The organism is Nonomuraea sp. NPDC003754, from assembly GCF_053605785.1.
This window is the reverse complement of record NZ_JBSGJX010000010.1, coordinates 12,175-35,179: the sequence shown is the minus strand read 5'-3', so window position 1 is coordinate 35,179 and position 23,005 is coordinate 12,175. Positions and strand designations below refer to the sequence as shown.

General features: G+C 72.4%; 17 protein-coding genes. 6 read left to right on the top strand and 11 right to left on the bottom strand.

The window, feature by feature from the left end; genetic code table 11:
* Nucleotides 1-278: 278 nt before the first annotated feature.
* From ACWEVS_RS14945 to ACWEVS_RS14935, 3 genes are read right to left on the bottom strand one after another with little or no spacing between them, the layout of a single operon-like run.
* On the bottom strand, nt 279-962 hold the full coding sequence (locus ACWEVS_RS14945; RefSeq protein ID WP_354907172.1) for a response regulator transcription factor: 684 nt from the start codon (nt 960-962) through the stop codon (nt 279-281).
* Nucleotides 962-2,098 carry a histidine kinase gene (locus ACWEVS_RS14940; protein ID WP_452551905.1) on the bottom strand — a complete coding sequence of 379 codons (1,137 nt, stop codon included), beginning with the start codon at nt 2,096-2,098 and terminating at the stop codon, nt 962-964. Before ACWEVS_RS14940 ends, ACWEVS_RS14945 begins: the two co-directional genes overlap by 1 nt.
* 53 nt (nt 2,099-2,151) lie before the next feature.
* Nucleotides 2,152-3,012 (bottom strand): RecB family exonuclease, encoded by an 861-nt coding sequence (locus ACWEVS_RS14935; RefSeq protein WP_354906998.1) that lies wholly within the window; start codon nt 3,010-3,012, stop codon nt 2,152-2,154.
* A gap of 81 nt (nt 3,013-3,093) precedes the next feature.
* Here ACWEVS_RS14935 and ACWEVS_RS14930 point away from each other — a divergent pair, with 81 nt between their 5' ends.
* On the top strand, nt 3,094-4,230 hold the full coding sequence (locus ACWEVS_RS14930) for a site-2 protease family protein (RefSeq protein WP_354906997.1): 1,137 nt from the start codon (nt 3,094-3,096) through the stop codon (nt 4,228-4,230).
* Nucleotides 4,231-4,387: 157 nt separating this feature from the next.
* Nucleotides 4,388-5,818 carry an FHA domain-containing protein gene (locus ACWEVS_RS14925; protein WP_452417932.1) on the top strand — a complete coding sequence of 477 codons (1,431 nt, stop codon included), beginning with the start codon at nt 4,388-4,390 and terminating at the stop codon, nt 5,816-5,818.
* A 383-nt stretch (nt 5,819-6,201) separates the two neighbouring features.
* On the opposite strand, the gene ACWEVS_RS14920 is transcribed toward ACWEVS_RS14925, so the two are convergent.
* On the bottom strand, nt 6,202-8,931 hold the full coding sequence (locus tag ACWEVS_RS14920; protein WP_452551903.1) for a LuxR C-terminal-related transcriptional regulator: 2,730 nt from the start codon (nt 8,929-8,931) through the stop codon (nt 6,202-6,204).
* 181 nt (nt 8,932-9,112) lie between these two features.
* Here ACWEVS_RS14920 and ACWEVS_RS14915 point away from each other — a divergent pair, with 181 nt between their 5' ends.
* Nucleotides 9,113-10,078 carry a DUF4145 domain-containing protein gene (locus ACWEVS_RS14915; RefSeq protein ID WP_452551902.1) on the top strand — a complete coding sequence of 322 codons (966 nt, stop codon included), beginning with the start codon at nt 9,113-9,115 and terminating at the stop codon, nt 10,076-10,078.
* A 4-nt stretch (nt 10,079-10,082) separates the two neighbouring features.
* Nucleotides 10,083-10,442: an effector-associated constant component EACC1 gene (locus ACWEVS_RS14910; RefSeq protein WP_449925427.1), complete on the top strand. Its 360-nt coding sequence runs from the start codon at nt 10,083-10,085 to the stop codon at nt 10,440-10,442.
* 296 nt (nt 10,443-10,738) lie between these two features.
* On the opposite strand, the gene ACWEVS_RS14905 is transcribed toward ACWEVS_RS14910, so the two are convergent.
* From ACWEVS_RS14905 to ACWEVS_RS14890, 4 genes are all read right to left on the bottom strand, one after another.
* Nucleotides 10,739-11,221 carry a hypothetical protein gene (locus ACWEVS_RS14905; RefSeq protein WP_449925424.1) on the bottom strand — a complete coding sequence of 161 codons (483 nt, stop codon included), beginning with the start codon at nt 11,219-11,221 and terminating at the stop codon, nt 10,739-10,741.
* Nucleotides 11,222-11,336: 115 nt separating this feature from the next.
* A complete protein-coding gene (locus tag ACWEVS_RS14900; protein WP_452551900.1) occupies nt 11,337-12,440 on the bottom strand; it encodes a GNAT family N-acetyltransferase in 1,104 nt (367 codons plus the stop codon).
* Nucleotides 12,441-12,452: 12 nt separating this feature from the next.
* Nucleotides 12,453-12,698 carry a helix-turn-helix domain-containing protein gene (locus ACWEVS_RS14895; RefSeq protein ID WP_452551898.1) on the bottom strand — a complete coding sequence of 82 codons (246 nt, stop codon included), beginning with the start codon at nt 12,696-12,698 and terminating at the stop codon, nt 12,453-12,455.
* Nucleotides 12,647-15,109 (bottom strand): hypothetical protein, encoded by a 2,463-nt coding sequence (locus ACWEVS_RS14890; RefSeq protein ID WP_452551896.1) that lies wholly within the window; start codon nt 15,107-15,109, stop codon nt 12,647-12,649. The genes ACWEVS_RS14895 and ACWEVS_RS14890 overlap by 52 nt, the downstream gene beginning before the upstream one ends.
* A gap of 87 nt (nt 15,110-15,196) precedes the next feature.
* Here ACWEVS_RS14890 and ACWEVS_RS14885 point away from each other — a divergent pair, with 87 nt between their 5' ends.
* The gene (locus tag ACWEVS_RS14885; protein WP_354906988.1) at nt 15,197-16,045 is read left to right on the top strand and encodes a tRNA (adenine-N1)-methyltransferase; all 849 of its coding nucleotides are present in this window, start codon (nt 15,197-15,199) and stop codon (nt 16,043-16,045) included.
* 204 nt (nt 16,046-16,249) lie between these two features.
* Entirely contained in the window at nt 16,250-18,013 is a 1,764-nt protein-coding gene (gene arc / locus ACWEVS_RS14880; RefSeq protein WP_354906987.1) for a proteasome ATPase, read from the top strand.
* Between the two features lie 133 nt (nt 18,014-18,146).
* On the opposite strand, the gene ACWEVS_RS14875 is transcribed toward arc, so the two are convergent.
* From ACWEVS_RS14875 to ACWEVS_RS14865, 3 genes are read right to left on the bottom strand one after another with little or no spacing between them, the layout of a single operon-like run.
* Nucleotides 18,147-19,502, bottom strand: coding sequence for a family 2B encapsulin nanocompartment shell protein (locus ACWEVS_RS14875; RefSeq protein WP_452551894.1), 1,356 nt, complete (start codon nt 19,500-19,502; stop codon nt 18,147-18,149).
* A complete protein-coding gene (locus ACWEVS_RS14870) occupies nt 19,499-21,625 on the bottom strand; it encodes a terpene synthase family protein (protein ID WP_452551892.1) in 2,127 nt (708 codons plus the stop codon). Before ACWEVS_RS14870 ends, ACWEVS_RS14875 begins: the two co-directional genes overlap by 4 nt.
* Entirely contained in the window at nt 21,625-22,995 is a 1,371-nt protein-coding gene (locus ACWEVS_RS14865) for a family 2B encapsulin nanocompartment shell protein (RefSeq protein ID WP_449925405.1), read from the bottom strand. Before ACWEVS_RS14865 ends, ACWEVS_RS14870 begins: the two co-directional genes overlap by 1 nt.
* Nucleotides 22,996-23,005: the final 10 nt, after the last annotated feature.

Sequence of the window (23,005 nt, the reverse complement as noted above, 5' to 3'; positions counted from 1 at the left end):
TGCGGTGTCCGCGGGGCGGCGTGGTCTCCTCCCCGTACGGCACGCCGGGTCACGCCCACCCCGGTCACGGGGCGGGCGTCCCTCCAGGGAGACGCTCCTCCAGCGCGCGGGGCCGGCCGCCGACACGCGGCACGAGCAGGCCACCGGCAGGCCACCACAGGCCACCGCCCCGATACCCGCGCTCCCAGGCCCGCCCACATGGACCCTCCCGGCCCTTCACCCGGGCAGGGCCGGTGCGAGGACCGCCGTCACGACCAGGGTCGGCGCGCCGACCGCCGTCAGGACAGGGCGCCTGGCGTGATCAGCCCGGTCTCGTAGGCCAGGACGACCGCCTGAACGCGGTCGCGCAGCCCCAGCTTCGTCAGCACGTTGCCCACGTGCGTCTTGACCGTCGTCTCGCTCACCACCAGCTTGGCGGCGATCTCCGCGTTGGACATGCCCCTGGCGATCAGCCTGAGCACCTCCAGCTCCCGCTCGGTCAGTCGGTCGAGCCGCGCCGGGGTCGCCTGCTGGTAGGCCGACGGCAGCTTCGCCGCGAACCGGTCGAGCAGCCGCCTGGTGACGCTCGGCGCCACGATCGCGTCGCCCGACGCCACCACCCTGATCGCCTGCACCAGCTCGTCCGGCGGCACGTCCTTCAGCAGGAAGCCCGACGCCCCGGACCGCAGCGCCTCGACGATGTACTCGTCCAGGTCGAACGTGGTCAGCACCAGCACCTTCGGCACGTGCGCGCCCGCGGCCGCGTCGCGCACGATCCGCCGCGTCGCCTCGATCCCGTCGACGCCCGGCATCCTGATGTCCATCAGGACCACGTCCGGCAGCAGCGCCCGTGCCTGCTCGAGCGCGTCCTTGCCGTCGCCCGCCTGCCCGACCACCGCGATGTCCGGCTCGGCCTCGAGGATCAGGCGGAACCCCGTGCGCAGCAGTGGCTGGTCGTCCACCAGCAGCACTCTGATCGTCATCATCCGTCCTTCAGCGGGAAAGTCGCCCGCACCTCGAAACCGCCCCCCGTGCGCGGACCGATCCTGAGGATTCCACCATAGAGGGCCACCCTCTCGCGAATCCCGACCAATCCATGCCCGGTCCTGTCACCTGGCGGAGAGTCGCCCGGGCCCCTGCCGTCGTCCTCGACGACGAGGCTCAGCTCGCGCGGCGCCTGCCGTACCGACACCCTGGCATGGGCGCCGGGGCCGGCGTGGCGCAGGCTGTTGGTCAGCCCCTCCTGGACCAGCCGGTAGACGGCCAGGTCGACGCCCGCGGGAACCGGACCTCCGCCCTCGACCTCCAGCTCGGTCGGCAGGCCCGCCTCACGCATCTGCTCCACCAGCGCCGGCAGGTCGCGCAGCCCCGGCTGAGGGCGCCGCTCCGGCGGGCCCGGCAGGCTGTCGGTGCGCAGCACGCCGACGATGTTGCGCATCTCGTTCATCGCGAGCCTGCCGGTCTCCTCGATCGCCGACAGCGCCTCGCCCGCCAGCTCAGGGCTGGCGGTCAGCACCTTCCTCGCGGCCGCGGCCTGCACGGTCATCACGCTCACGTGGTGGGCGACCACGTCGTGCAGCTCCCTGGCGATGCGCGAGCGCTCCTCCGCCCGCGCCGCCCTGGTGTCGGCGTCCCTGGCTCGCTCCAGCCTGGCCGCGCGGTCCTTCAGCTCCTCCAGGTAGGCGCGCCGCAGCCGCACGCTGCGGCCGGTGCCCCAGACCGCCAGCCCGATGAGCGCGGCCATCGCGTGATCGGGCCAGGTCATCGTGGGCGGCGCCAGCGCCAGCGCCGTGACGTAGCCGACCGCCGAGACGGCCAGCCCCGACAGCGCGACCGCCAGACCCCGGTGGGCGGCCACCGTGTAGAGCACGATCAGCCCGGTCAGCCCGGCGAGCCCCGGATCCATGTGGAGCGCGCCGAACACCACGATCGGCACCTGCGCGGCGCACAACGCCCCCAGCGGCCAGCGCCTGCGCACCGCCACGGGCAGGTAGCCGACAGCCAGCAGCACCGCCTCGGCCACGCCGCTGTTGCCGCCGGCGACGAACAGCGCCACCGACGCCGCCGCCAGAGCCGCGGCGAGGAGCGAGTCGCGGAACAGGGCTCGGTCGGTGCGCACCGCTTCAATGTAAGACCAGGTGAAAGCGGGAATCCTCCTCCTTGGGGAGGACTTCAGAGCTCGTCGGTCGCCGCCCGCCGGCTGCTTCTGACCGTGTCACCCGGCTGCCTGGCGGGCACCGGCGGGGGAGTGCCGCCGAACTCGGGGCACAGCGCCTGATGATCGCACCAGTCGCACAGCCGGGACGGCCGCGCCCGCCACTCGCCCGTCTCCAGCGCCCGCTCGATCGCCGCCCACAACGCCTGCACCTTGCGCTCGGTCGCCAGCAGGTCGGCCGCGTCGGGCGCGTAGCGCAGCACCTCGCCGGCGCCGCCCAGGTAGACCAGCTGCAGCAGCCGCGGGATCTCCCCGCGCAACCGCCACAGCACCAGCGCGTAGAACTTCATCTGGAACAGCGCCTTGGCCTCGAAGTCGGGCCCCGGCGCGTTGCCGGTCTTGTAGTCGACGACCCTGACCGCGCCGCCGGGCGCCACGTCGAGGCGGTCGATGTAGCCGCGCAGCATCAGGCCGCTGTCGAGCACCGCCTCCACGTACAGCTCCCGCTCGGCCGGCTCCAGCCGCGTCGGGTCCTCCAGCGTGAAGTAGCGCTCCAGCATCGAGCGCGCCTGCCCCAGCCACTCCAGCCGCTCGGCCTCGTCGGCGAACATCTCCGCATAGGCCGCGTCCTCGCCGAGCAGCCTGGCCCACTGCGGCTCCAGCAGCTCCAGCGCCGCCTCCACCGAACGCCGCGGCGCCGGGAGGTCGTAGAGCCGCTCCAGCACCGCGTGGACCACCGTGCCGCGCACCGCCGCCGCCGAGGGCTTCTCGGGAAGCTGGTCGATCACCCTGAAGCGGTACAGCAGGGGGCAGGTCATGAAGTCACCCGCCCGCGAAGGGGAGAGGGCCCCGATGATCACGGGTTCGGTCAACGTCATGCTCCGCACTGTAAGTCAAGACACCGACAGTATGGGCGCGCCGAGTAGCATCAAGGCAGCCACTGGACAAAGGAGTGATAGGTGAGCGCCGAGAGTCCCCGCCAGGAGTTCTCCGGCATCCGGATGGGCAGGCCCTTCGGCATCCCGGTCTACGTCTCGTGGACCTGGTTCATCGTCGCGGCGTTCATCACCTGGAGCTTCGGCCGCGTCATGCTCAGGATGATGCCCGGCGTCAGCGAGCCGGCCGCCTACGCCGTGGCCTTCGTCTTCGCCGTGCTGCTGTACGTGTCGGTGCTGCTGCACGAGCTGGCCCACTGCGTCGTGGCCAGGATGTACGGCCTGCCGGTCCGCCGCATCACCCTCTACCTCCTCGGCGGCGTCTCGGAGATCGAGAAGGAGCCCCAGACACCCGGCCGCGAGTTCATGGTCGCCTTCGCCGGGCCGCTGCTGTCGCTCGGCCTGGCCGGCGGCGGCTACCTCGTCTACGAGTTCGTCATCCCCCAGGGCGGCGTGCCGGGCGCGCTGGCCTGGCAGCTGTGGGTGGCCAACCTCATCGTCGGCGTCTTCAACCTGCTGCCCGGGCTGCCGCTCGACGGCGGCCGGATGCTGCGCGCGGGCGTGTGGAGGGTGACCCGCAGCGCCATTTCGGGCACCCTGGCCGCCGCGTGGGTCGGCAGGGCGCTGGCCGTCGCCATCGTCGCCGCGGCGTTCGCCATGTCGCTGATGAGCGGCCAGTCGCTGCTCGACACCTACGTCATCTGGTCGGTGCTGCTGGCCAGCTTCATCTGGTTCGGCGCCACCCAGTCGCTGCGGGTGGCCCGCGTGCGCGCGCGGCTCCCGCAGGCCAACGCCCGCGCCCTGGCCCGCCGCGCCATCCCGGTGACCGCCGAGACCCCGCTGGCGGAGGCCCTGCGCAGGACCACGGAGGCCCGCGCCGGCGCCATGGTGATCGTCGACCACGAGGGCAAGCCGACCGCCATCGTCAACGAGGCGGCCGTCCAGGCCACGCCCGAGCACCGCAGGCCGTGGGTGAACGTCGGATCGCTCTCCCGCACCATCGAGCCGTCCATGGTGCTGCCCGCCGACCTGTCGGGCGAGTCGCTGATCGACGCCATGCGCGACGCCCCGGCGGGGGAGTACCTCCTGGTCGAACGCGGCGGCGAGGTCTACGGCGTGCTGGCCACCGCCGACGTCAACAAGGTCTTCAGCGGGGTGTGACCACTCGTCTGAACGGCCAGGTAGGACTAGTGTTTCAGACAACCCGATCACCGATCGCGGATTCGAGGCGAGCAGCTCAGACCGATACTGTTCCTCCTCGTCTGGGTATGCGTATGGCTGGCGGTTGACCGGCGATTTTCCGTGGAGGGAGATTTCGGTGGCAGAGCAGGGCTTCGGGGTGGTGCGCCCACTGCCGGGCAGCGGGCTGGTCGCCCACATGGGTGGGCTGCTACTCGTCTGCGACGCGGCGGAGGGAGCGAGCGGCGAGCTGCTCGAAGCACTCCGTGAGAGCGCGGCGTCGGGGGCGGACGGTCTCGCGCTGGCCCGCCGTGCCGCACAGGTGTTGTTCAGGACCATGTCGGGCGACCCGGTCAGCTGCGCGGTGGCAGGGCCCGCGGGTGGTGGCATGGCCGTGCTGGTCAGCGGGTCGGCCTCAGCCGTGGTCAGCACAGACGACGGCGAGACCAGGCTGTCCGGGCGTGACTCCCTCACCTGGACCGACCGGCTGATCCCGGGGCCCGTGCAGCGGGTCGAGCTGGTCCTGCCGGGCGCCGGCGACGCCCACCCGGCCGTCCGCCTCGACAGCGGCGTGGTGCTCGGCGGCGGCCTGCGCGGCGAGGTGGGCGACGTCGAGGAGGCGCCGGCCAAGGCGAAGGTCAAGCCGCTGGAGACCAGCGAGCTGCCGGCGACCGGCCTCCACTTCGAGCCCGACCTGCTGCCCCCGCCGCCCAGGCCGGAGCCGCGGCAGGAGGAGCCGGTGCAGGCCCAGCCGGCGCCCCAGCCGCCATCCCAGCCGATGGCCCCCTACCCGATGGGCGGGCCCTCGGGACCGCAGGGCCCCTACGGCCCGCCGCCGGCCGCCGAACCGTACTCCGAGCCCGCCCCGCCCGGCCCGCCCATGCCGGGCCCCGGCCCGATGCCGCCGCCCGGCCCGCCCATGCCGCCGGGCCCGCCGCCGCAGGGTCCGGGACCGATGCCCTTCGAGGACGTGCCCCACGCAGGCGGCCCCGTCGCGCCCGAGCAGCACGAGCCCCCCTACGGCCCTCCGCCCGAGCAGCACGAGCCCCCCTACGGTCCTCCGCAGGAGCAGCCGGGCGAGGAGGCGGCCGACGGCCGGCCGATGGTGTTCGGCGTCGACTGCAAGAACGACCACTTCAACGACCCGCGCTCGCCGTATTGCGTGATCTGCGGCATCGAGCTGGTGCAGCGGACGCTGGTGCCGTACAAGGGGCCGCGGCCGCAGCTCGGCGTGCTGCTGCTCGACGACGGCACCTCGCTGCCGCTCGACGGCGACTACCTGCTCGGCCGCGACCCCGAGCGGGCGCCCGAGGTCGCCGGCGGCACCGCCAGGCCCGCCAAGGTCACCAGCCCCGACGGGTCGGTCTCCCGCCGCCACCTGCGGGTCGCGCTCGACGGCTGGGACGTCAACCTGGTCGACCTCGGCTCGGTCAACGGCACCCAGATCCAGCCGCCCGGCGACCCCAACTTCTACGACATCCCGCCGAACGAGCCCGTCACCATCGCGCCGGGAACGACCGTCCGCATCGGCGTCTCCCGCACGATGCGTTACGAGTCCCACCGCGGCTGACCCGCGCCCCGGCTTGCCGTTCCTCCGGTACGGCAAGCCGGGCCTCCCGTTCTCCCGTGCTTCTCGTACGGCAAGCCGGGCGTCCAGTTCCCCCGTCCTCCGGTACGGCAAGCCGGGCCTCCAGTTCCTCCCGTACGGCAAGCCGGGAGGCCACCGTGGTCACCGGTCACCGCCCGTCCGTCACGCCGCTCCAGCCGACTCCGCCCGCCCGCCGTGACGTCGCCCCGCCGTCCGGTGACCTGAGTAGCGCCCTACTCAGGCCGACCGGCCGACCACGACGGATCATCGAGAGCGTGGGAAGCCCCGCACGATACGCGCAGGCGCCCGAGTCACCCGGATCCGGGCGCGGCGTGCCAGGCTCTCCTGCGCCTCCGGGCGGCCTGCTACCGGCCGTCACCGCCAGGTTCTGCCGCCGGTCCCGGCCGCCTGCTCCCGGGTGCGGCCTGCCCGGGTCTGGCGTTCGGCGGGGGGCTGATCGGCGGGGGGCCGTCCGTCCCGCCCGCCGGCCGGCGGAAGCGGTTGAGGGCCTTGGCGAGCTCGGCCGGCGAGTTGACGCCCAGCTTCCAGTACGCCTGGTTCCTGTGGTTCATGGCCGTGCGCATCGCGATCCCGAGCTCCATGGCGATCTGCCGGTGCGACCGTCCCGCGGCCGTCAGCTGCGCCACCTGCAACTCCCGCTCGGTCAGGTCGGGCGCGGCCAGCTCCCGTAACGCGGGCGTGTCGGGCCCCTGGCACGCTCCAGCCAGCGACCACGCCTCCGTCGCCGCCGCCCGGGCCGCCCGCTCGCCGCGCGAGCGCCGTAACAGCCCCGCCGCCTGGGCGGCCGCCTCCGCCGCGTGCAGGCGCAGCCCCAGCGCGTCGAACCCCTCCGCCACCGCCAGCAGTCCGTCAGCGTCCGACTCCGCCAGCGCGGCGGCGTGCCGGGCCGCCAGCCGCACCCGGGGCCCGTCGTGGGCCGCGGCCAGCTCGGCCAGCCGGGCAGCGACGGCGACGGGCGCGCCGAGCCGTACCGCGTCGTGGAGGGCGACCGCCTCGAACGCGGCGAGTCCGCTCTCCCTGCAGTCGGCGGCTGCCGCCAGCGCCAGCTCGACCGCGCGGCTGCTCTCGCCCGCTGCGGCGGCGATCCACACGCGGGTGAGCGCCACCCAGCGCATGAACGCGGTCCAGGTGGCCCGATTGCGCTCCACGGCCGCCCTGAGGGTGTCGCGGGCGGCGTCCGCCTCGCCGCGCAGCGCCTGGGCGGCGGCGTAGGCGGCCATGCAGCCGCCCACGGTGAGCGCCGTCTCGTGGTTGGCGGGCGCGTGCAGGACGAGCAGCGCCGTGCCCAGCTGGCCGCGCAGGGTGGCGGCGTTGCCCCTGGCCAGCGCGAGGCTCCCCTCGCCGCGCGACCAGCCGCGCTGGCCGGCGAGGGCGGACCGCATGGAGGCGATGGCCTCGTCCATGACGGCCAGGTCGCCGGAGAAGTATCCGCACATGGACCAGGTTGAGTGCAGCGGCGAGACCAGGGCGGGCAGCTCGTCGCGCCAGGTCGCCGCCGCGCCGAGCGCCTCGCGGACCAGTGCGGTCGCCTCGGCGGTGCGCCCGGCGTAGCAGAGGGCCAGGGCTCGGGAGTTGAGCACCTGGGCGCGCTGGGCCGGCTCGAGGTCCTGGGCCAGCAGTTCCGTGGCGAGCCGCAGGGCGTCGCCGGTGCGGGCGGCCGACGCGGTCAGCCCGAGGCGCTGGACGGCCAGCCGCCGGCGGCCCGACGGCTCCGCCAACTCCTTCTCGGTGACGGCGAGCAGGTCGAGCGCGTCGCCGAGCCGGTCCATGCCCCAGGCCAGGTTGCTCGCCCTGGCCAGTACCAGGCGGGCCTTCGACGGCTCGTCGCCGGGCTCGAGGGTGGCGTCGAGCACGGACCTGGCCCGGTCCGGCTGCTGGGCGTAGTCGAGGAGCGTGGCCAGCTGGATCGCCGCGGCGGTGCCGCCGCCCGCGTCGAGGGCGGCCTCGCCGAGCCGGATGGCCAGCGGGTAGTCGTGCGCCGACCAGGCCAGGCGGGAGGCGTCCAGGAGCGGGCGAGGGGCCGCGCCCAGCCCGCCCGCCAGCCGCCACACCGTCACCCGCAGCGGGTCCTCCCTGCGGCGCAGGCCGGTCGCCTCCAGCGCCGCGGCCAGGTCGGCGTGCCTGCGGCGGCGGCGCAGCTCGGGCAGGTGCTCACGGGCGACCTCGCCGTAGAGGGGGTGGCCGAGGCGGGCGATCTCCCGCCGTCCTTCGACGCGCACCCTGACCAGGCCGCGCTCCTCGGCCTCCAGCACCGCGCGCTCGCCGGTCAGGGCGCCGAGCGTGCGGGCGCCGATCGGCTCGGCCAGCGCCGTGTACTCCAGGACGTCCTTCAGCTCGGGCGACAGCGCGCCGATCCGCTCGTGGATCAGGTCGACCAGGCGGGGCGCGAGGGGCGGGGCGCCGGTCAGCTTCCACATCCCGTGGATCTCCGACAGCGAGCCGGCGGCGATGGCCGCCCCCACCACCTCCGACAGGAACAGCGCGTTGCCCTCGGTCACCTCGGCCAGCCTGCGCACGGTGGCGTCGTCGGGCTGGCCGCCGAGCGCGGCCGTCAGGACGGCGGTGACGTCGTCGTCGCTGAGCGGGCCGGTGTCGTAGCGGCGTACGTGGCCGTCCCGCCACAACAGCGTCACCGGATCGGGGGCGGGCTCGCCCGTGCGCAGCGTGGCGACCAGCCGTGCCTGCCCACCCCTGACCAGGCAGGCGATCACCTCGGCCGAGTGGCTGTCGAGCAGGTGGGCGTCGTCGACCGACAGCACCGCGACCCTGCCCCTGGCCTGGGCGAGCAGTTCGTCGGCGGCCCAGCGCACGGTGTTGACCAGGTGCGGGGGGTGCTGGGGCGGGATGAGGTCGGCCAGCGCGCCGTTCGGTATCGAGCTGGCCGCCTTGGTCGCCCTGATCCGCAGGGTGGTCACCTTGGCCGCGTGGAAGCGCGTCAGCACCTCGCCGGCCAGGCGCGACTTCCCGACGCCGGCGGGACCGGCGATGACGACGCCCTGCGCGGTCGGGTCGCGGGCGAGCCGGACCAGGTCGTCGAGTTCGTGCCTGCGGCCCGCGAACGGCCAGCGCTTCATGTTGGCCCCCTCGATACCTTATTGTCCTTTTGTGGCGCGATGGGGTGCGAAATTCGATGTCGATTGCCCGAGTTGTGCCCGACCTACTGTCGCACGCGAAGCCGACGGATTACACAGGGTTTTTCTACCCACGCCATTGCGGCCCTATTGGCTGGCCGTCTGCCAGAGTTGCGGGCAGGCTTTGCTGCTGGAGAATCGCGACGAGGTCGACGACCGCGACCCCGACGACCTGCCCGCCCGCCCCGCGCAGGTGCTGTGGCCGCCCTCGGGGCCGCCGATCCGTGCCGAGGTGCCTCCCGTCGTACGGCAGGAGCTCACCCATGCGCGCGCCGGCCTGCGCTCGGGATCGCCCACCTCGGCCGTGCTGCACGTGCGACGGCTGCTCGAGGCGGTGTGCGCCGACCACGGCGTCACGGGCCGCACGCTCTTCCACGCCCTTCGCGAGCTGCGCGACGGCGGCCTGATCGACGGCTGGCTGCTGGCCTGGGCAGAGGAACTGCGCGAGCTCGGCAACGAGGCCGCCCACGTCGGCGCGCACCCGCTCGCCAGGCCGGAGGCGGAGGAGGCGGTGGAGCTGGCCGAGGCCTTCGTCGACTACCTTTACCGTTTCTCCCGCACCTACCAGTCTTTTCGCCGACGACGCGGCAGCTCGAAAACCCGTAATAGCCGAAATGTCCTGCGAGACACCCCAGTGATGCGGATTCTTCGTAAATCACAGGTGGACTTCAGGGCCCATCCCTATCCCCACGATCCGGCCAGAGTGAAATCCAGGACCGCGGTCGCCGACGAGCTCGGCATCCCACCCGAGCGGCTGCTCAAAGCCGTCATCCTCTACCTCGGCGAGCACGCCGTCGTCGCCATCGCCCCCAGCGCCGGCGTCATCGACGAGCGCGCGCTGGCCCGCGCCTTCGGTGCCACCGACGCCAGGGTGGCGCGACTGGCCGACGTCCTGCGCATCGGCGAGACCATCGCCGCCGACATCCTCAGCCCGCTGGCCCTGCCGTACCTGCCGTCGGTGCTGGAGGAAAGCGCCACCGCCGCGGCCTCCGTCTACGTCTCCAGCGGCCGCCACGGCCTCGAACTCGAACTCGACCCGGCCGACCTGGTCCGCCTCACCCGGGCCAGGACCGCCCCGATCGTGAGGTGACCGCGTGACCCGTGTCGTGTTCGAGGGCTCCTTCGACGAGCTGGCCTCCCTGGAAGACTGGCTCCGGGACGCCGGCGGCCTGCGCGGGCGCACCCGCCTGCGCCCCGGACGCCCGGCCGCCGGGCGGATGGGCGGCGAACCGCCCGACCTCGTCGTGGACGTCGCCTCCCAGGGGCAGGCCACGACGCTGGCCAGAACGGTGGAGTTCTGGCTGCGCACGCGCGGCAGGCAGGTGGCGCTCAGGCTGCGCGTCGGCTCGGAGATCACGGTGGACCTCGACCTGCTGGCCAAGCTGGACACCGAGACCCTCGTCGCCCAGGTGACCGCCCTCCTGCGCGACGCCCTCGACACCGCCGCCGAATGACCCGGATCCCCGCCATCCTCACCGGACCGGCCGCGCCGCAGGCTCACCCCTCGGCGCCTCACGCAGACCGGCCGGGAGGAGGGCGCCGCCGCCACCTGAGCGCCGAGGCGGCGCGGACGGTCGCGGTCGAGATCGCCGACGCCACCTTCGCCGTCGCGCTGGGCCAGTACGGCTATCGCGGTGCGGGTGATCCGCTGCCTGTGGGCCGCGGTCGCAGCCTGACGGGTGGTCATGCCGTAGCGGACGCCGGCCACGCGCGCCCGAACGCGGCGCCGAGGACGGACGCGGCAGAAGGATCAGGCGGTGAAGGCGTGGACGGAGCGCAGCATGCGGGCGGCCACCTGCAGGCCGCGGGAGGCCTCGATCGCGCGGCCCGCGGCGGCCGCCAGGCGGCCGAGCAGGTGCTCCTCGCGTTCGGTGAACCGCCTGCCCGCCACCCACAGGTACGCCTGGTCGCGCGTGGCCAGCGGCACCGGCACCGCCAGGAACCCGGGCCCGCGTACTGACCAGTCCTGCAGCAGCAGCACCGGGTCGGAGGCGTTCGCCAGTTCCTTCAGCACCCCCGACTCCAGCAGCCAGCCGGCCACTCCCAGCGGGTCGCCCGGTGCGAGGAGGACATGGGACGGGTAGGCGAGCTCCTGCAGCGGATCGACGTCCACGAACCCCGCGTACGGCGTGCCGCCCACCGCCGACGCGCATCGCACCACCTGGTCCAGCAGCGCGTCCGGCTCCACATGGGAGAACGACTCGATGAGCTCCTTCACGCAGTCGCTGCTCATGCCTCATCCCCTGATGCAAGGCTCGCCGAGAACGGCGGAGTGTTAACGGGCGGCGACTCGGAGTATTACCGTCGAAACCGCCCTTGGCCACCCCCACAACAGGTAATAGATATTTTCAGCTGAGGCGCGGCCGTAGCAGCAGCCACTCCACGTCGTCGCCGCGCGTGCCGTCCGGCCGGGGGAACAGCTCCCGCTGCAGGCTCTCCCTGGTGAAGCCGACCCGCTGCAGCACCCGCTGGGAGGCGTCGTTGGCGACGTCGGTGCCGGCCACGATCCGGTGCAGCGCCGTGTTCGCGAACGCCCAGTCGACCAGCAGCCGCACCGCCCGCGTCATGAACCCGCGGCCCCGGAACGACGGCCGCAGCGAGTAGCCCACCATCGCCTGCCCGAGCGACGGCGTCACCTGCACGAGCTGGATGTGGCCCGCGAACGCGTCGGTGGCCGCGTCACGGATCGCGAGCTCGGCCCGCTGCCCCGACAGCCACCAGTAGCCGGCGTAGCGGCAGCGGCGCTCGACGACGTCGGCCGTCGGGACGGGACCGATCATCCAGCGGGAGACGCTCTCCTCGCCCACCATGGCCAGGAAGTCGCCGACGTCACGCGGCGCCAGCTGCGCCAGCCGCACCACCCCGTCCGACAGTTCCCCGCCGTCGAGGAACGGCAGGTACTGCTCGGCCGGCTCGCCCGAATCGGCCGCCAGCCTGGCGAACGCCACGAAGTCGGCCGCCCTGCCGTCACGCGTGCGGGTCCGCTCTCTCGCGATGCCCTCCTGCACGTACCCGGCCGCGTAGGCGACCCGCAGGCTGGGCATGTTCTCCACCTCGGCGTGCAGCTCGATGCGCCGCGCCCCCTTGTCGAAGGCCCATTCGCTGGCCGCGCGCGTCGCCGCCGTCGCCACGCCCTTGCCCCTGGCCCACTCCGCCACCCGGTAGCCGATCGACAGCGCCCCGCGCTCGTCGGGCGACCGCAACCCCACCGCGCCCAGGTACTGCCCGCTGCCGGCGTCGACGATCGTGAACTCCGCGCCGCCCTCCGCCCACCGCCGCTGCGCCATCGCCAGATAACCCGCGGCGTCGTCCATCGTGTACGGGATCGGCAACCGGTAGAGGAAACGGGCCGTCTCGTCGTCGGACGAGGCCCGCACGATCGCGGGCAGATCCTCACGGGAGGGGGGACGCAGGATCAGCGCGCCCGTCGAGATCACTTCACGCGGCAACATGGTCCATTGCTATCAATCCCCCTGCCACGTCGGCGAGTCCGGGCCGAGCAGCGCCGCCAGATCCGTCCTGCTGTTCACTCCGAGCTTGCCGTAGACCGACCGCAGGTGGTTGTCCACCGTCCTGATCGACACCACCAGCATCGCCGCGATGTCCTTGCCGGCCAGGCCGGAGGCCGCCAGGCGGGCGATCTCCCTTTCGCGCGGCGTCAGCGCCGGGCCCTCAGGCGCGCCAGCATCGGCGTGCGCGCGCCCTGGCACGCCCCCGCGTACGCCGCCGCCCTGGCCGTGGCGGCCCTGGCCTGGCGCGGCCGGCCCCTGGCCAGGAAGGCGGCCGCGGCCTGCGCGTGGACGTCGCCGGCGTGCAGCACCATGCCGAGGTCGGTGAACCCGGCAGCCACCCGCTCCAGGCCCTCCGCGTCGCCCGCGGCGGCCGCCGCCGCGTGGCCGGCGCAGATCGCCGCGAGCCTTCCATCGTGCCGCGCGGCCACCTCGCCCAGGCGCGCGGCCACCTTCGCCGCCGCGCCGAAACGCACCGCGTCGTGCAGCGCGACCAGCTCGATCCCGTACAAGTCCTGGGCGCGGGCGCGGGCCGCGTGCGACAGCGCCAGCTCCACCGCGTGCGTCAGCCGCCCGCCCGCCGCCGCCACCCAGCGCTGCGCCGCGTCGATGGAGGTCTGCAGCAGGTACACCACGTCCGCGCGGTCCTTCTGGGCCCGTTCCAGCAGCGTCGTGGCGGTGCGCTGGTCGCCGAGCAACGCCGTGCAGTGCGCCAGCTCGGCCACCGCCGGCGCGGTGAAGTGGCCCGCGCCCGCCGGCGTGGCCGCCTCCCTGACGATCGTGGCCGCGTCGGCCACCCTGCCGCGCATCCTGGCGGTCTCGCCGTGCCACTGCAGGAACAGGCGCCGGAACAGCCGCACCGTGCTGTCCTCGCCCAGCAGCTGCTCGCCGTGGACGACCGCCTGCTCGGCCGCGTCCAGGTCGCCGGCGGACAGCTCGGCCAGATAGCGGCCGGCCACCATCGTGAGCACCTCGGACGGAGCCACGTCACGCCACGTCTCCTCCTCCGCCATGCCCCGCTCGGACATCCGCCTGGCCGCCGCGCACCGCCCCATGTACGCCAGGCCGTAGGTGGTGATGCCCAGTGCCATCGCCCTGCCCACCACCGCGCCCGTCCCCTCGTGCGGCCCCCCGGCCAGCATCAGGTCGGCCGCCGCCGCGCACTCGTGCACCTCGCCGCGCAGGATCCGCAGGTTCAGCCGCATGGCCTGCACCATCATCCGCAGCGACGGCTGCTCCAGCGTCGCCTCGGCGGCGTCGAGCACCTCGTCCGCCTCGCCCGGCCTGCGCAGCCCGACGTTCAGGTTCCAGGCACGCCGCATCGCCAGCCGCGCCCGCACCTGCGGAGCGCACGGCTCGTCCCACACCGAGGTCAGCGCCGCCTCCGAATCGGCGAACCGCTCCGAGAACGACAGCACGTCCGCCAGCGTGGCCGCCGCCTCCGCGCCGCCGCCCGCGTTCAGCGCCGCCCAGCCCAGCCGCGCGGCCAGGGAGGCGTCGTGCGCCGCCCACGCGATCTCGCAGCCCGACAGCAGCTGCGCCGGATCCTTCGCGGTGCCGCTCTCCAGCCGCCACATCGCCGTCCGCACCACGTCGTCGCGCCGCCTGCCGCCGCTGCCGCCGCTACCGCCGGTGGCCTCCAGCGCCTCGGCCAGCCGGCGGTAGCGGCGGCGGGTACGCAGCAGCGGGCTGCGCGCCCTGGCCGCCTCGCCGTACAGGGGGTGGGCCAGGCGCACCAGCGTCCGCCTGCCGTCCACCAGCACCCTGATGAGGTCCTTGGCCTCCAGCGCCTCCACCGCCGCCGCCGACACCAGGCCGGCCAGCAACCGCGCGCCCAGCGGCTCGCCCAGCGCGACGTACTCCATCGCCTCCTCCTCGGCCGCCTCCAGCCTGCCGATGCGGGCGGCCACCAGCTCGGCCAGCGGGGGAGCGACCGGCGGCGCCGACTGCAGCCGCCACAGCCCCTGCACCCGCACCAGCGCCCCCGCGTCCAGCGCGCCCGCCACCAGCTCCCGCAGGAACAGCGCGTTGCCGCCGGTCAGCCGGTGCAGCCTGGCCGCGCTCTGCGAGTCCACCGGATCGCCCAGCACGCCCGCCAGGATGCGGGCCACCTCGTGCCGGCTCAGCGGCGCCAGCTCCATCCTGACCAGCCCCAGGTCCTTCCACAGCGTCACCACCGCCTCCGGCGCCGGCTCGCCGCCGCGCAGCGTCAGCAGCAGCTGCGCGGCCGAGTCCTGCGCCAGGTGGTGCAGGACCGCCGCCGACCCGGAATCCAGCAGGTGGGCGTCGTCGACCAGAACCAACGGCCGCCGCTCGGTCCCCACCAGCGTGTCGGAGATCCACTTCAGCGGGTTGGCGCCCTGGGGGAGCGCGGCGGGCAGCAGGTGGGCCAGCGCCCCGAAGGGAAGCCCGCGCGCCGCCATCGAGGCGATGGCGTGCACCGCCGTACGGCCGCGCGAGCGCAGCGAGGTCACCACCTCCATCGCCAGCCTGCTCTTGCCCACGCCCGCCGCCCCGACGATCGCCACGCCGCAGGTCGCGGGATCGTTCATGAGCGTCAGCAACCGGTCGGTCTCCTCGACCCGGCCGGCGAAGGGCCACCGCGTTGCCACGTGAGGGATGTTACGGTCAAGAAGGGCCCAGATACAGGGGGTTGCGACAGGCCTAGCGACCCCCCGATTCGCCCTATCCTCATGCCCATGGGTTTTCGCAGGCACGGGCCGTTCCAGGTAGGGGATCAGGTGCAGCTCACCGACCCCAAGAACAAGCGCCACACGATCACGCTCAAGCAGGACGGGGTCTTCCACACGCACAAGGGGGCGATCCCGCACAGCGACCTGATCGGCCAGCCCGAAGGCTCGGTGGTGCGCTCCTCGGGCGGCACCCAGTATCTGGCCTTCCGCCACCTGCTGCAGGACTACACGCTGTCCATGCCGCGCGGCGCAGCCGTCATCTACCCCAAGGACGCCGCCCAGATCGTCGGCATGGCCGACATCTTCCCCGGGGCGCGCGTCATCGAGGCCGGTGTCGGCTCGGGCGCGCTGACCTGCTTCCTGCTGCGCGCCGTCGGCGCCGAGGGCAAGGTCACCTCCTACGAGCGGCGCCAGGAGTTCGCCGACGTCGCCCGCAAGAACGTCGAGAAGTTCTTCGGCGGCGAGATGGACAGCTGGCGCCTGGTCGTCGGCGACCTCAACGACTCCATCGACGAGAGCGACGTCGACCGGGTCATCCTCGACATGCTCGCCCCGTGGGAGTGCGTCGACGCGGTCGCCAAGGCCCTCACCCCCGGTGGCGTGATCTGCGTCTACGTCGCCACGACCACCCAGATGTCGAAGACGGTGGAAACCCTGCGGGAGCACGGGAGTTTCACCGAGCCCCACGCGTGGGAGACCCTGGTTCGCGACTGGCATGTCGAGGGACTCGCCGTCCGCCCAGATCACCGCATGATCGGGCACACCGGCTTCCTCGTCACCGCCCGCCGCATGGCGGACGGCGTCACGCCCCCGCCAAGGCGCAGACGACCGAAGGGGACCACCGAAGAACTATGACGATTTGGCCACGGCGGTGCCTTGGTGCGTGACACGGGAACAGATGACCGTGTTCATATGCTGGAACTACTAAACACGCCCGCGGGATTTATTCACCGAATACCGAATGTCACTCTACGAACACTTTCCGGCAAGGTAGCGGAAAGCCGGGAGATGGGTAAGGTCCTTAGTAGTCGCTCTCGACTGGGAAGGAGGTGACGGGGCGTGGCAGCTCGCGATGATGCAGAGGCTCGAGCCGCGCAGCGCGAACGGGAGGTCGCTGATCTTTCAACACAGGTCTCCTTCCTGCAGGAGGAGATCACCGCGCTGCGGAGGAAGCTGGCCGAGTCACCCCGTCAGGCCAGGGTCCTCGAGGAGCGTCTCCACGAGGCGCAGGCCAACCTTGCCGCGGTGACCAGCCAGAACGAACGGCTGGTCGCCACACTCAAGGAGGCCAGGGACCAGATCGTGGCTCTGAAGGAGGAGGTCGACCGGCTGGCCCAGCCGCCATCCGGCTTCGGCGTCTTCCTCGAGGCCAGAGAAGACGGCACGGTGGAGGTCTTCACCGGCGGCCGCAAGCTGCGGGTCAACGTCAGTCCCGCGGTCGATGTCGACATGCTCAGGCGTGGCCAGGAGGTCATGCTCAACGAGGCGCTCAACGTGGTCGAGGCGCTCGGCTACGAAGAGGTCGGCGAGATCGTGATGCTCAAGGAGCTGCTCGAAGACGGCGAGCGCGCCCTGGTCATCTCCCACGCCGACGAGGAGCGCGTCGTACGCCTGGCCGAATCGCTGCTCGGCCAGCCGGTGCGCGCCGGCGACTCCCTGCTGCTGGAGCCCCGCTCCGGCTACGTCTACGAGCGCATACCCAAGTCCGAAGTGGAAGAGCTGGTCCTCGAAGAGGTCCCCGACATCTCCTACGAGGAGATCGGCGGCCTCATGCGGCAGATCGAGCAGATCAGGGACGCCATCGAGCTGCCCTACCTGCACGCCGACCTGTTCCGCGAGCACAAGCTCCGCCCGCCCAAGGGCGTGCTGCTGTACGGCCCGCCCGGATGCGGCAAGACGCTCATCGCCAAGGCCGTCGCCAACTCCCTGGCCAAGCAGGTCGCGGAGAAGACCGGCCAGTCCGGCAAGAGCTTCTTCCTCAACATCAAGGGCCCGGAGCTCCTCAACAAGTACGTCGGCGAGACCGAGCGGCACATCCGCCTGGTCTTCCAGCGCGCACGGGAGAAGGCCTCCGAGGGCACCCCGGTGATCGTGTTCTTCGACGAGATGGACTCGATCTTCCGCACCCGAGGCTCGGGCGTCTCCTCCGACGTCGAGAACACCATCGTCCCGCAGCTGCTGTCGGAGATCGACGGCGTCGAGGGACTGGAGAACGTCATCGTCATCGGCGCCTCCAACCGCGAAGACATGATCGACCCGGCGATCCTGCGGCCAGGCCGCCTGGACGTCAAGATCAAGATCGAGCGGCCGGACGCCGAGGCGGCCAAGGACATCTTCTCCAAGTACCTCATCGCCGACCTCCCGCTGCACCCGGACGACCTGGCAGAGCACTCCGACTCCCGCGAGTCGACGATCGCGGGAATGATCCAGAGCGTCGTGGAGCGCATGTACTCCGAGAGCGAAGAGAACCGCTTCCTCGAGGTGACCTACGCCAACGGCGACAAGGAAGTCCTCTACTTCAAGGACTTCAACTCCGGCGCGATGATCCAGAACATCGTCGACCGGGGCAAGAAGATGGCCATCAAGCAGTTCCTCGAGTCCGGGCAGAAGGGCCTGCGGGTGCAGCACCTGCTGGCGGCCTGCGTGGACGAGTTCTCCGAGAACGAGGACCTGCCCAACACCACCAACCCCGACGACTGGGCCCGCATCTCCGGCAAGAAGGGCGAGCGGATCGTCTACATCCGCACGCTGGTCTCCGGCAAGCAGGGCACCGAGGCCGGCCGGTCGATCGACACGGTCGCCAACACCGGCCAGTACCTGTAAACGGTCCCACCGCCGAAGGGCCGCTCCCGCACCGGGAGCGGCCCTCCGCGTTTCCCGGGGCCGGATGACAGGGCCGCGGGAACACGTGTGGCGGGCCGCCGTCACGGCGACCCGCCACCCGCGTCCTACCCCGTCAGCCGACCTCGACGCTCTCCAGCACGCCGAGCGCGTCCGGCACCAGCACCGCGGCCGAGTGGTAGGCCGACACCAGGTACGACATCACCGCCCGGTCGCTGATGCCGGCCAGCCGCACCGACACCCCTGGCTCCCACTCGTCCGGCAGGCCCGTACGGCGCAGCCCCACCACGCCCTGGTCGTCCTGACCCAGGCGCATCGCCATGATCGAGGTCAGCCCCCGATCCGAGATCGGGATCTTGTCGCACGGCAGCACCGGCACACCCCGCCAGGCGATCACCGTCCCGCCCGGCACCTCCGCCGTCGACGGGTACACCCCGCGCGCGTTGCACTGCCTGCCGAAGGCCGCGATCGCCCGCGGATGCGCCAGGAAACAGTGCGTCTTGCGGCGCCGGGCCAGCAGATCGTCCAGATCGTCCGGCGTCGGAGGACCGGACCTGGTGTGCAGCCGCTGCCGCAGATCGGCGTTGTGCAACAGCCCGAACTCCCGGTTGTTGACCAGTTCGTGCTCCTGCCGCTCCCGCAGCGCCGCCACCGTCAACCGCACCTGCTGCTCCACCTGATCCATCGGATCGCTGTACAGGTCGGCCACCCTGGTGTGGATCCGCAGGACCGTCTGCGCCACACTCAGCTCGTACACCCGGGGCGCCAGGTCGTAGTCGACGAACGTGCCCGGCAGCAGCGCCTCGCCCACGTGCCCGGCCGACAGCGCCACCTCCGCCTCGCCGTGCCTGTTCTGCGGCCTGGCCGTACCCGAAGGCGCCAGATGCGCGGCCAGGCTGGGGGAGCGGTCCAGCAGCGCCCGCCACGCCGGGCCGGGCAGCGCCAGCACCGTGGCCGCCGTGACCGTCCGCACCGTGTACGGCCAGCCGGGCGAGCCGCCCGCCAGCAGCGCGTCGCCCAGATGGTCGCCGTCGGCCAGCCGGCCCAGCTCGGCCCGGCCGTCGTAGGCGCCCTGCACCGACGTGGCCAGCTTGCCGTGCGCCACCAGCAGCAGCTCCTCGACCGGCGCGCCCTCCTCGGCGATCACCTGCCCTGGCTCGTACTCCCGCTGCTCGAACAACGCCGCCAGCTCCGCCAGCACCTCGGCGTCGGCGAACCCCCGCAACGCGGGCAGCTCGCACAGCTCGCCGGGCACCACCCGCACGTCGGCGCCGGTCGAGACGAAACTCACCCGGCCGTCACCGACCCGGTAGGACAGGCGACGGTTGACCCGGAAGGCGCCACCCGTCACCTCGATCCACGGCAGCACCCGCAGCAGATGCCGCGGGGTGATCTCCTGCATGAACGGCACGGACTTGGTGGTCGTCGCCAGATTCCTGGCCGCCGCCGTGCTCAGGCTCAACGTGGTCACGAGGCGACCCTCCCCAGCAGCGTCCCGATCCTGGTGCCGGCCGTGCCCAGCCCGGTCGGGCCGGCCACCCACCGGGTGCCCCTCAACGTCGGCTCGTCATAGCGCCTGCACTCCCGGTGCCAGCGCAGGATGGCCGCCATCCAGTCCTGCAGCTCGACCACGTACGCGGCCACCGACGCCCGCACGTCCGCATCGGCGTCGACGCCGACGAGCAGCGCCGGCAGATCCACCTCGGCCGCCTTCTGGAACTGCCGCATCCTGGCCGCCATCAGCGAGCCCACCAGTTCGGCAGCCCTGGGCGCGTCGCAGTCGAAGAACGTCTGCATCACCAGCACCATGTTGTGCAGCTCGCCCTCGAACTCGATCTCCTTCTGGTAGGAGAACAGGTCGTTGAGCAGGCAGGCGTAGTCCTGCGCCGCGTCGACCAGCGCCGTCATCGGCCGCGACCCCCACACCCGCGCGGGGATCGAGCGCCCAGGCTCCAGCCGCGCCAGCGCCATCGTCATGTCCGAACCGAACGTCCTGCGCCGCATCTCCAGGTAGTCGACCGGATCGGGCACCCGGTTCTGGATGTGGTTGGCCAGCTCCCACACCCAGCTGTCGGTCATCCGCTCGACCGCCGACCTGAACTCCGCCCGCTGGTCCGGCGCCATCGGCTCGGCCGTACGGAGCCACAGATCGGCCAGGCCACGCTCCACCGGATTGGCCGCCACCGCCGTCACCACCAGATCCAGCGGCATGAACGCCGACAGGCGCCGGTTGAACGCCTTGGCCCCCACGAAGTCCTTCGACCGGCCGAACACCGCCGGCAGGTAGTCGTCGCCGTAGGTGCCCCAGCTCAGCCAGTCGGTCGCCAGCACCAGCGCCTCCAGGCCCGCGTCCGGATCGATGCCCGCCGCGCACAACGCCAGGTCGTAGCCGTCGTGACCGGCCCGGTCCCACACCAGCGTGTAGAAGCCCATCGCCTCGGCGAAGTCGAGCGTCGCCCGGCGCGCCGCCTCCAGGTGCGGGTTGTCCCGCACCGCGAACGGCATGGGGATCTCCGGCAGCGGCAGCGGACCCACCCGCTGGTACGGCACGTGCACGTGGTTGCGCAGCCCGCCCGGCCCCATGACATGGCGCGGCGAGACGCGCAACCCCGTCCGGCCACCGCCGTTCATGTACCGGTTGGAGCGCATGTGCCACTCGTGGCCGCCCGACTGCCAGTCCTGCAGCCCCCGCGCGTAACGCAGCACCGCCTCCTGCTCGTGCGGCAGCAGCGCCTGCTCGGCGAACAGCACCGGCAGCTCGGTGAACGTCGTGTGCTCGAACACGTGCAGGCGAGAGGTCAGCAGATCATTGGTGATCTCCGCCGCCTTCTGCGTGTCACAGCCGAGGAAGCGCTCCACCACCAGCACGCAGTTGGACAGCTCGCCCTCCTCCTCCACCTCGCGCTGGTAGGAGAACAGGTCGTTGCGCAGGTGCACCGCGTCGGCGAACGTCTCCGTCAGCACCCTGACCGGACGGCTGCCCGCCACCCGCTCCGGCACCTCCGCGCCCACCGCGTGCTCGACCAGGCACGCCGACCACGGAGCGCCGCCCACCTTGCGGCGCTCCTCGATGTACTCGATCGGGTTGGAGACCTGGCCGTCCTCGATGTGGAACAGCTCCCACATCGACTCCTGCATCAGCTCGTGGTTGGCCCTGGTGAAGCGCTCCCGCCACCGGTCCGACATGCCGGGCACGGTACGCGCCCACAGATCCCGCAACCCCTTCTCCGCCGGGTTGGACGGCTCCGGCGGATCGTCGGTCATGAACAGATCGAGCCGATCCAGATACGCCTGGGCGCCCGCCACGTCCCTCGTCCGCTTGAAGATCTCCAGGAAGTGGTCGTCGAAGAAGAACACCCACACGTACCAGTCGGTGACCAGGTCCAGCTCTTCGGCGTCGCACTCCGGATGGGTGTAGGCGCACAGCAGGCCGTAGTCCATGCCGTCGAACCTGCGCTCCTCCCAGATCTCCGGATCGTCCAGCATGCCCATCTCCCGCGCCCACTCCTTGGTGTGGACGCGGGCCGACTCGACATGCGGATTCAGCCTGGCCGGATACGGGCAGTAGAAGTCGGGCAGCTCGAAGGGCCCCATCAGCCGACTTCGACGCTTTCCAGGATGCCCAGCGCGTCGGGCACCAGCACCGCCGCCGAGTAGTACGTCGTCACCAGGTAGGAGATGACCGCCTGGTCGTTGATGCCCATGAACCGCACCGACAGGCCCGGCTGGTACTCGTCCGGCAGACCCGTCCGGTGCAGGCCGATCACGCCCTGGTTCGCCTCGCCCAGCCGCATCGCCATGATCGAGGTGACGCCCCTGTCGCTCACCGGGATCTTGTTACAGGGCAGCACCGGAATGCCCCGCCAGGCCGGCACGCTCTGCCCCCCGTACTCGGTGTTGGCCGGGTACAGGCCACGGGCGTTGCACTCGCGGGCGAAGGCCGCGATCGCCCGCGGATGGGCCAGGAAGACCGCCGGGTCCTTCCACACCTTGGCCAGCAGCTCGTCCATGTCGTCCGGCGTCGGCGGGCCGCTGCGCGTGTGGACGCGCTGCTTCAGGTCGGCGTTGTGCAGCAGGCCGAACTCCCTGTTGTTGACCAGCTCGTCCTCCTGCCGCTCCCGCAACGCCTCGATGGTCAGCCGCAGCTGCTGCTCGGTCTGGTTCATCGGCTCGTTGTACAGATCGGCCACCCGCGTGTGCACCCGCAGGATCGTCTGCGCCACGCTCAGCTCGTACTGCCTGGGCGCCAGCTCGTAGTCGACGAACGTGCCCGGCAGCCGCGGCTCGCCCACATGGCCGGCCGCCAGCGCGATGGCCGCCTCACCGTGGGCGTTCTGCTCGTGCCCGTCGCTGCTCGCCACGCTCTCCAGCCGCTCGCGCAACGGCTCCCACAGCGCCCTGACCTCGGCCAGCGCCTGGGCCGACAGCGTCAGCACCGTGCACGCCGTCACCGCCGTCGCCGTGTAGTCCCACTGGCCCTCCTGGGAGACCAGGACCTCCTCGCCCAGGTAGTCGCCGTCGGCCAGCACCCCCAGCACCGTCTCGTGGTCGTAGGCGCCCGGCGCGACCTTGCGGACCTTGCCGTGGGCGATCAGCACGACCGCGTCGCGCGGACGGCCCGCCTCCACGATCGTCTCGCCCGGCTCCACCTCCCGCTGGGTGAAGCGGCCCGCCAGCGCCGCCAGCGCGTCGTGGTCGTCGAAGCCGCGCAGCGCGGGCAGCTCGGTCAGCTCGCCGGGGATGACGCGGATGCTCGCCCCCGTCGAGGTGAAGGTCACCCGCCCGTCTCCCACCGCGTACGTCAGCCGCCTGTTGACCCGGTAGACGCCGCCGATCGCCTGCACCCACGGCAGCGCCCGCAGCAGGTGCCGCGAGGTGATCTCCTGCATCTGCGGCACCGACTTGGTCGTCGTCGCCAGGTTGCGTGCCGCCGCTGTACTGAGGCTGAGCTGGTCGTCGGTCATTCCCTCACCT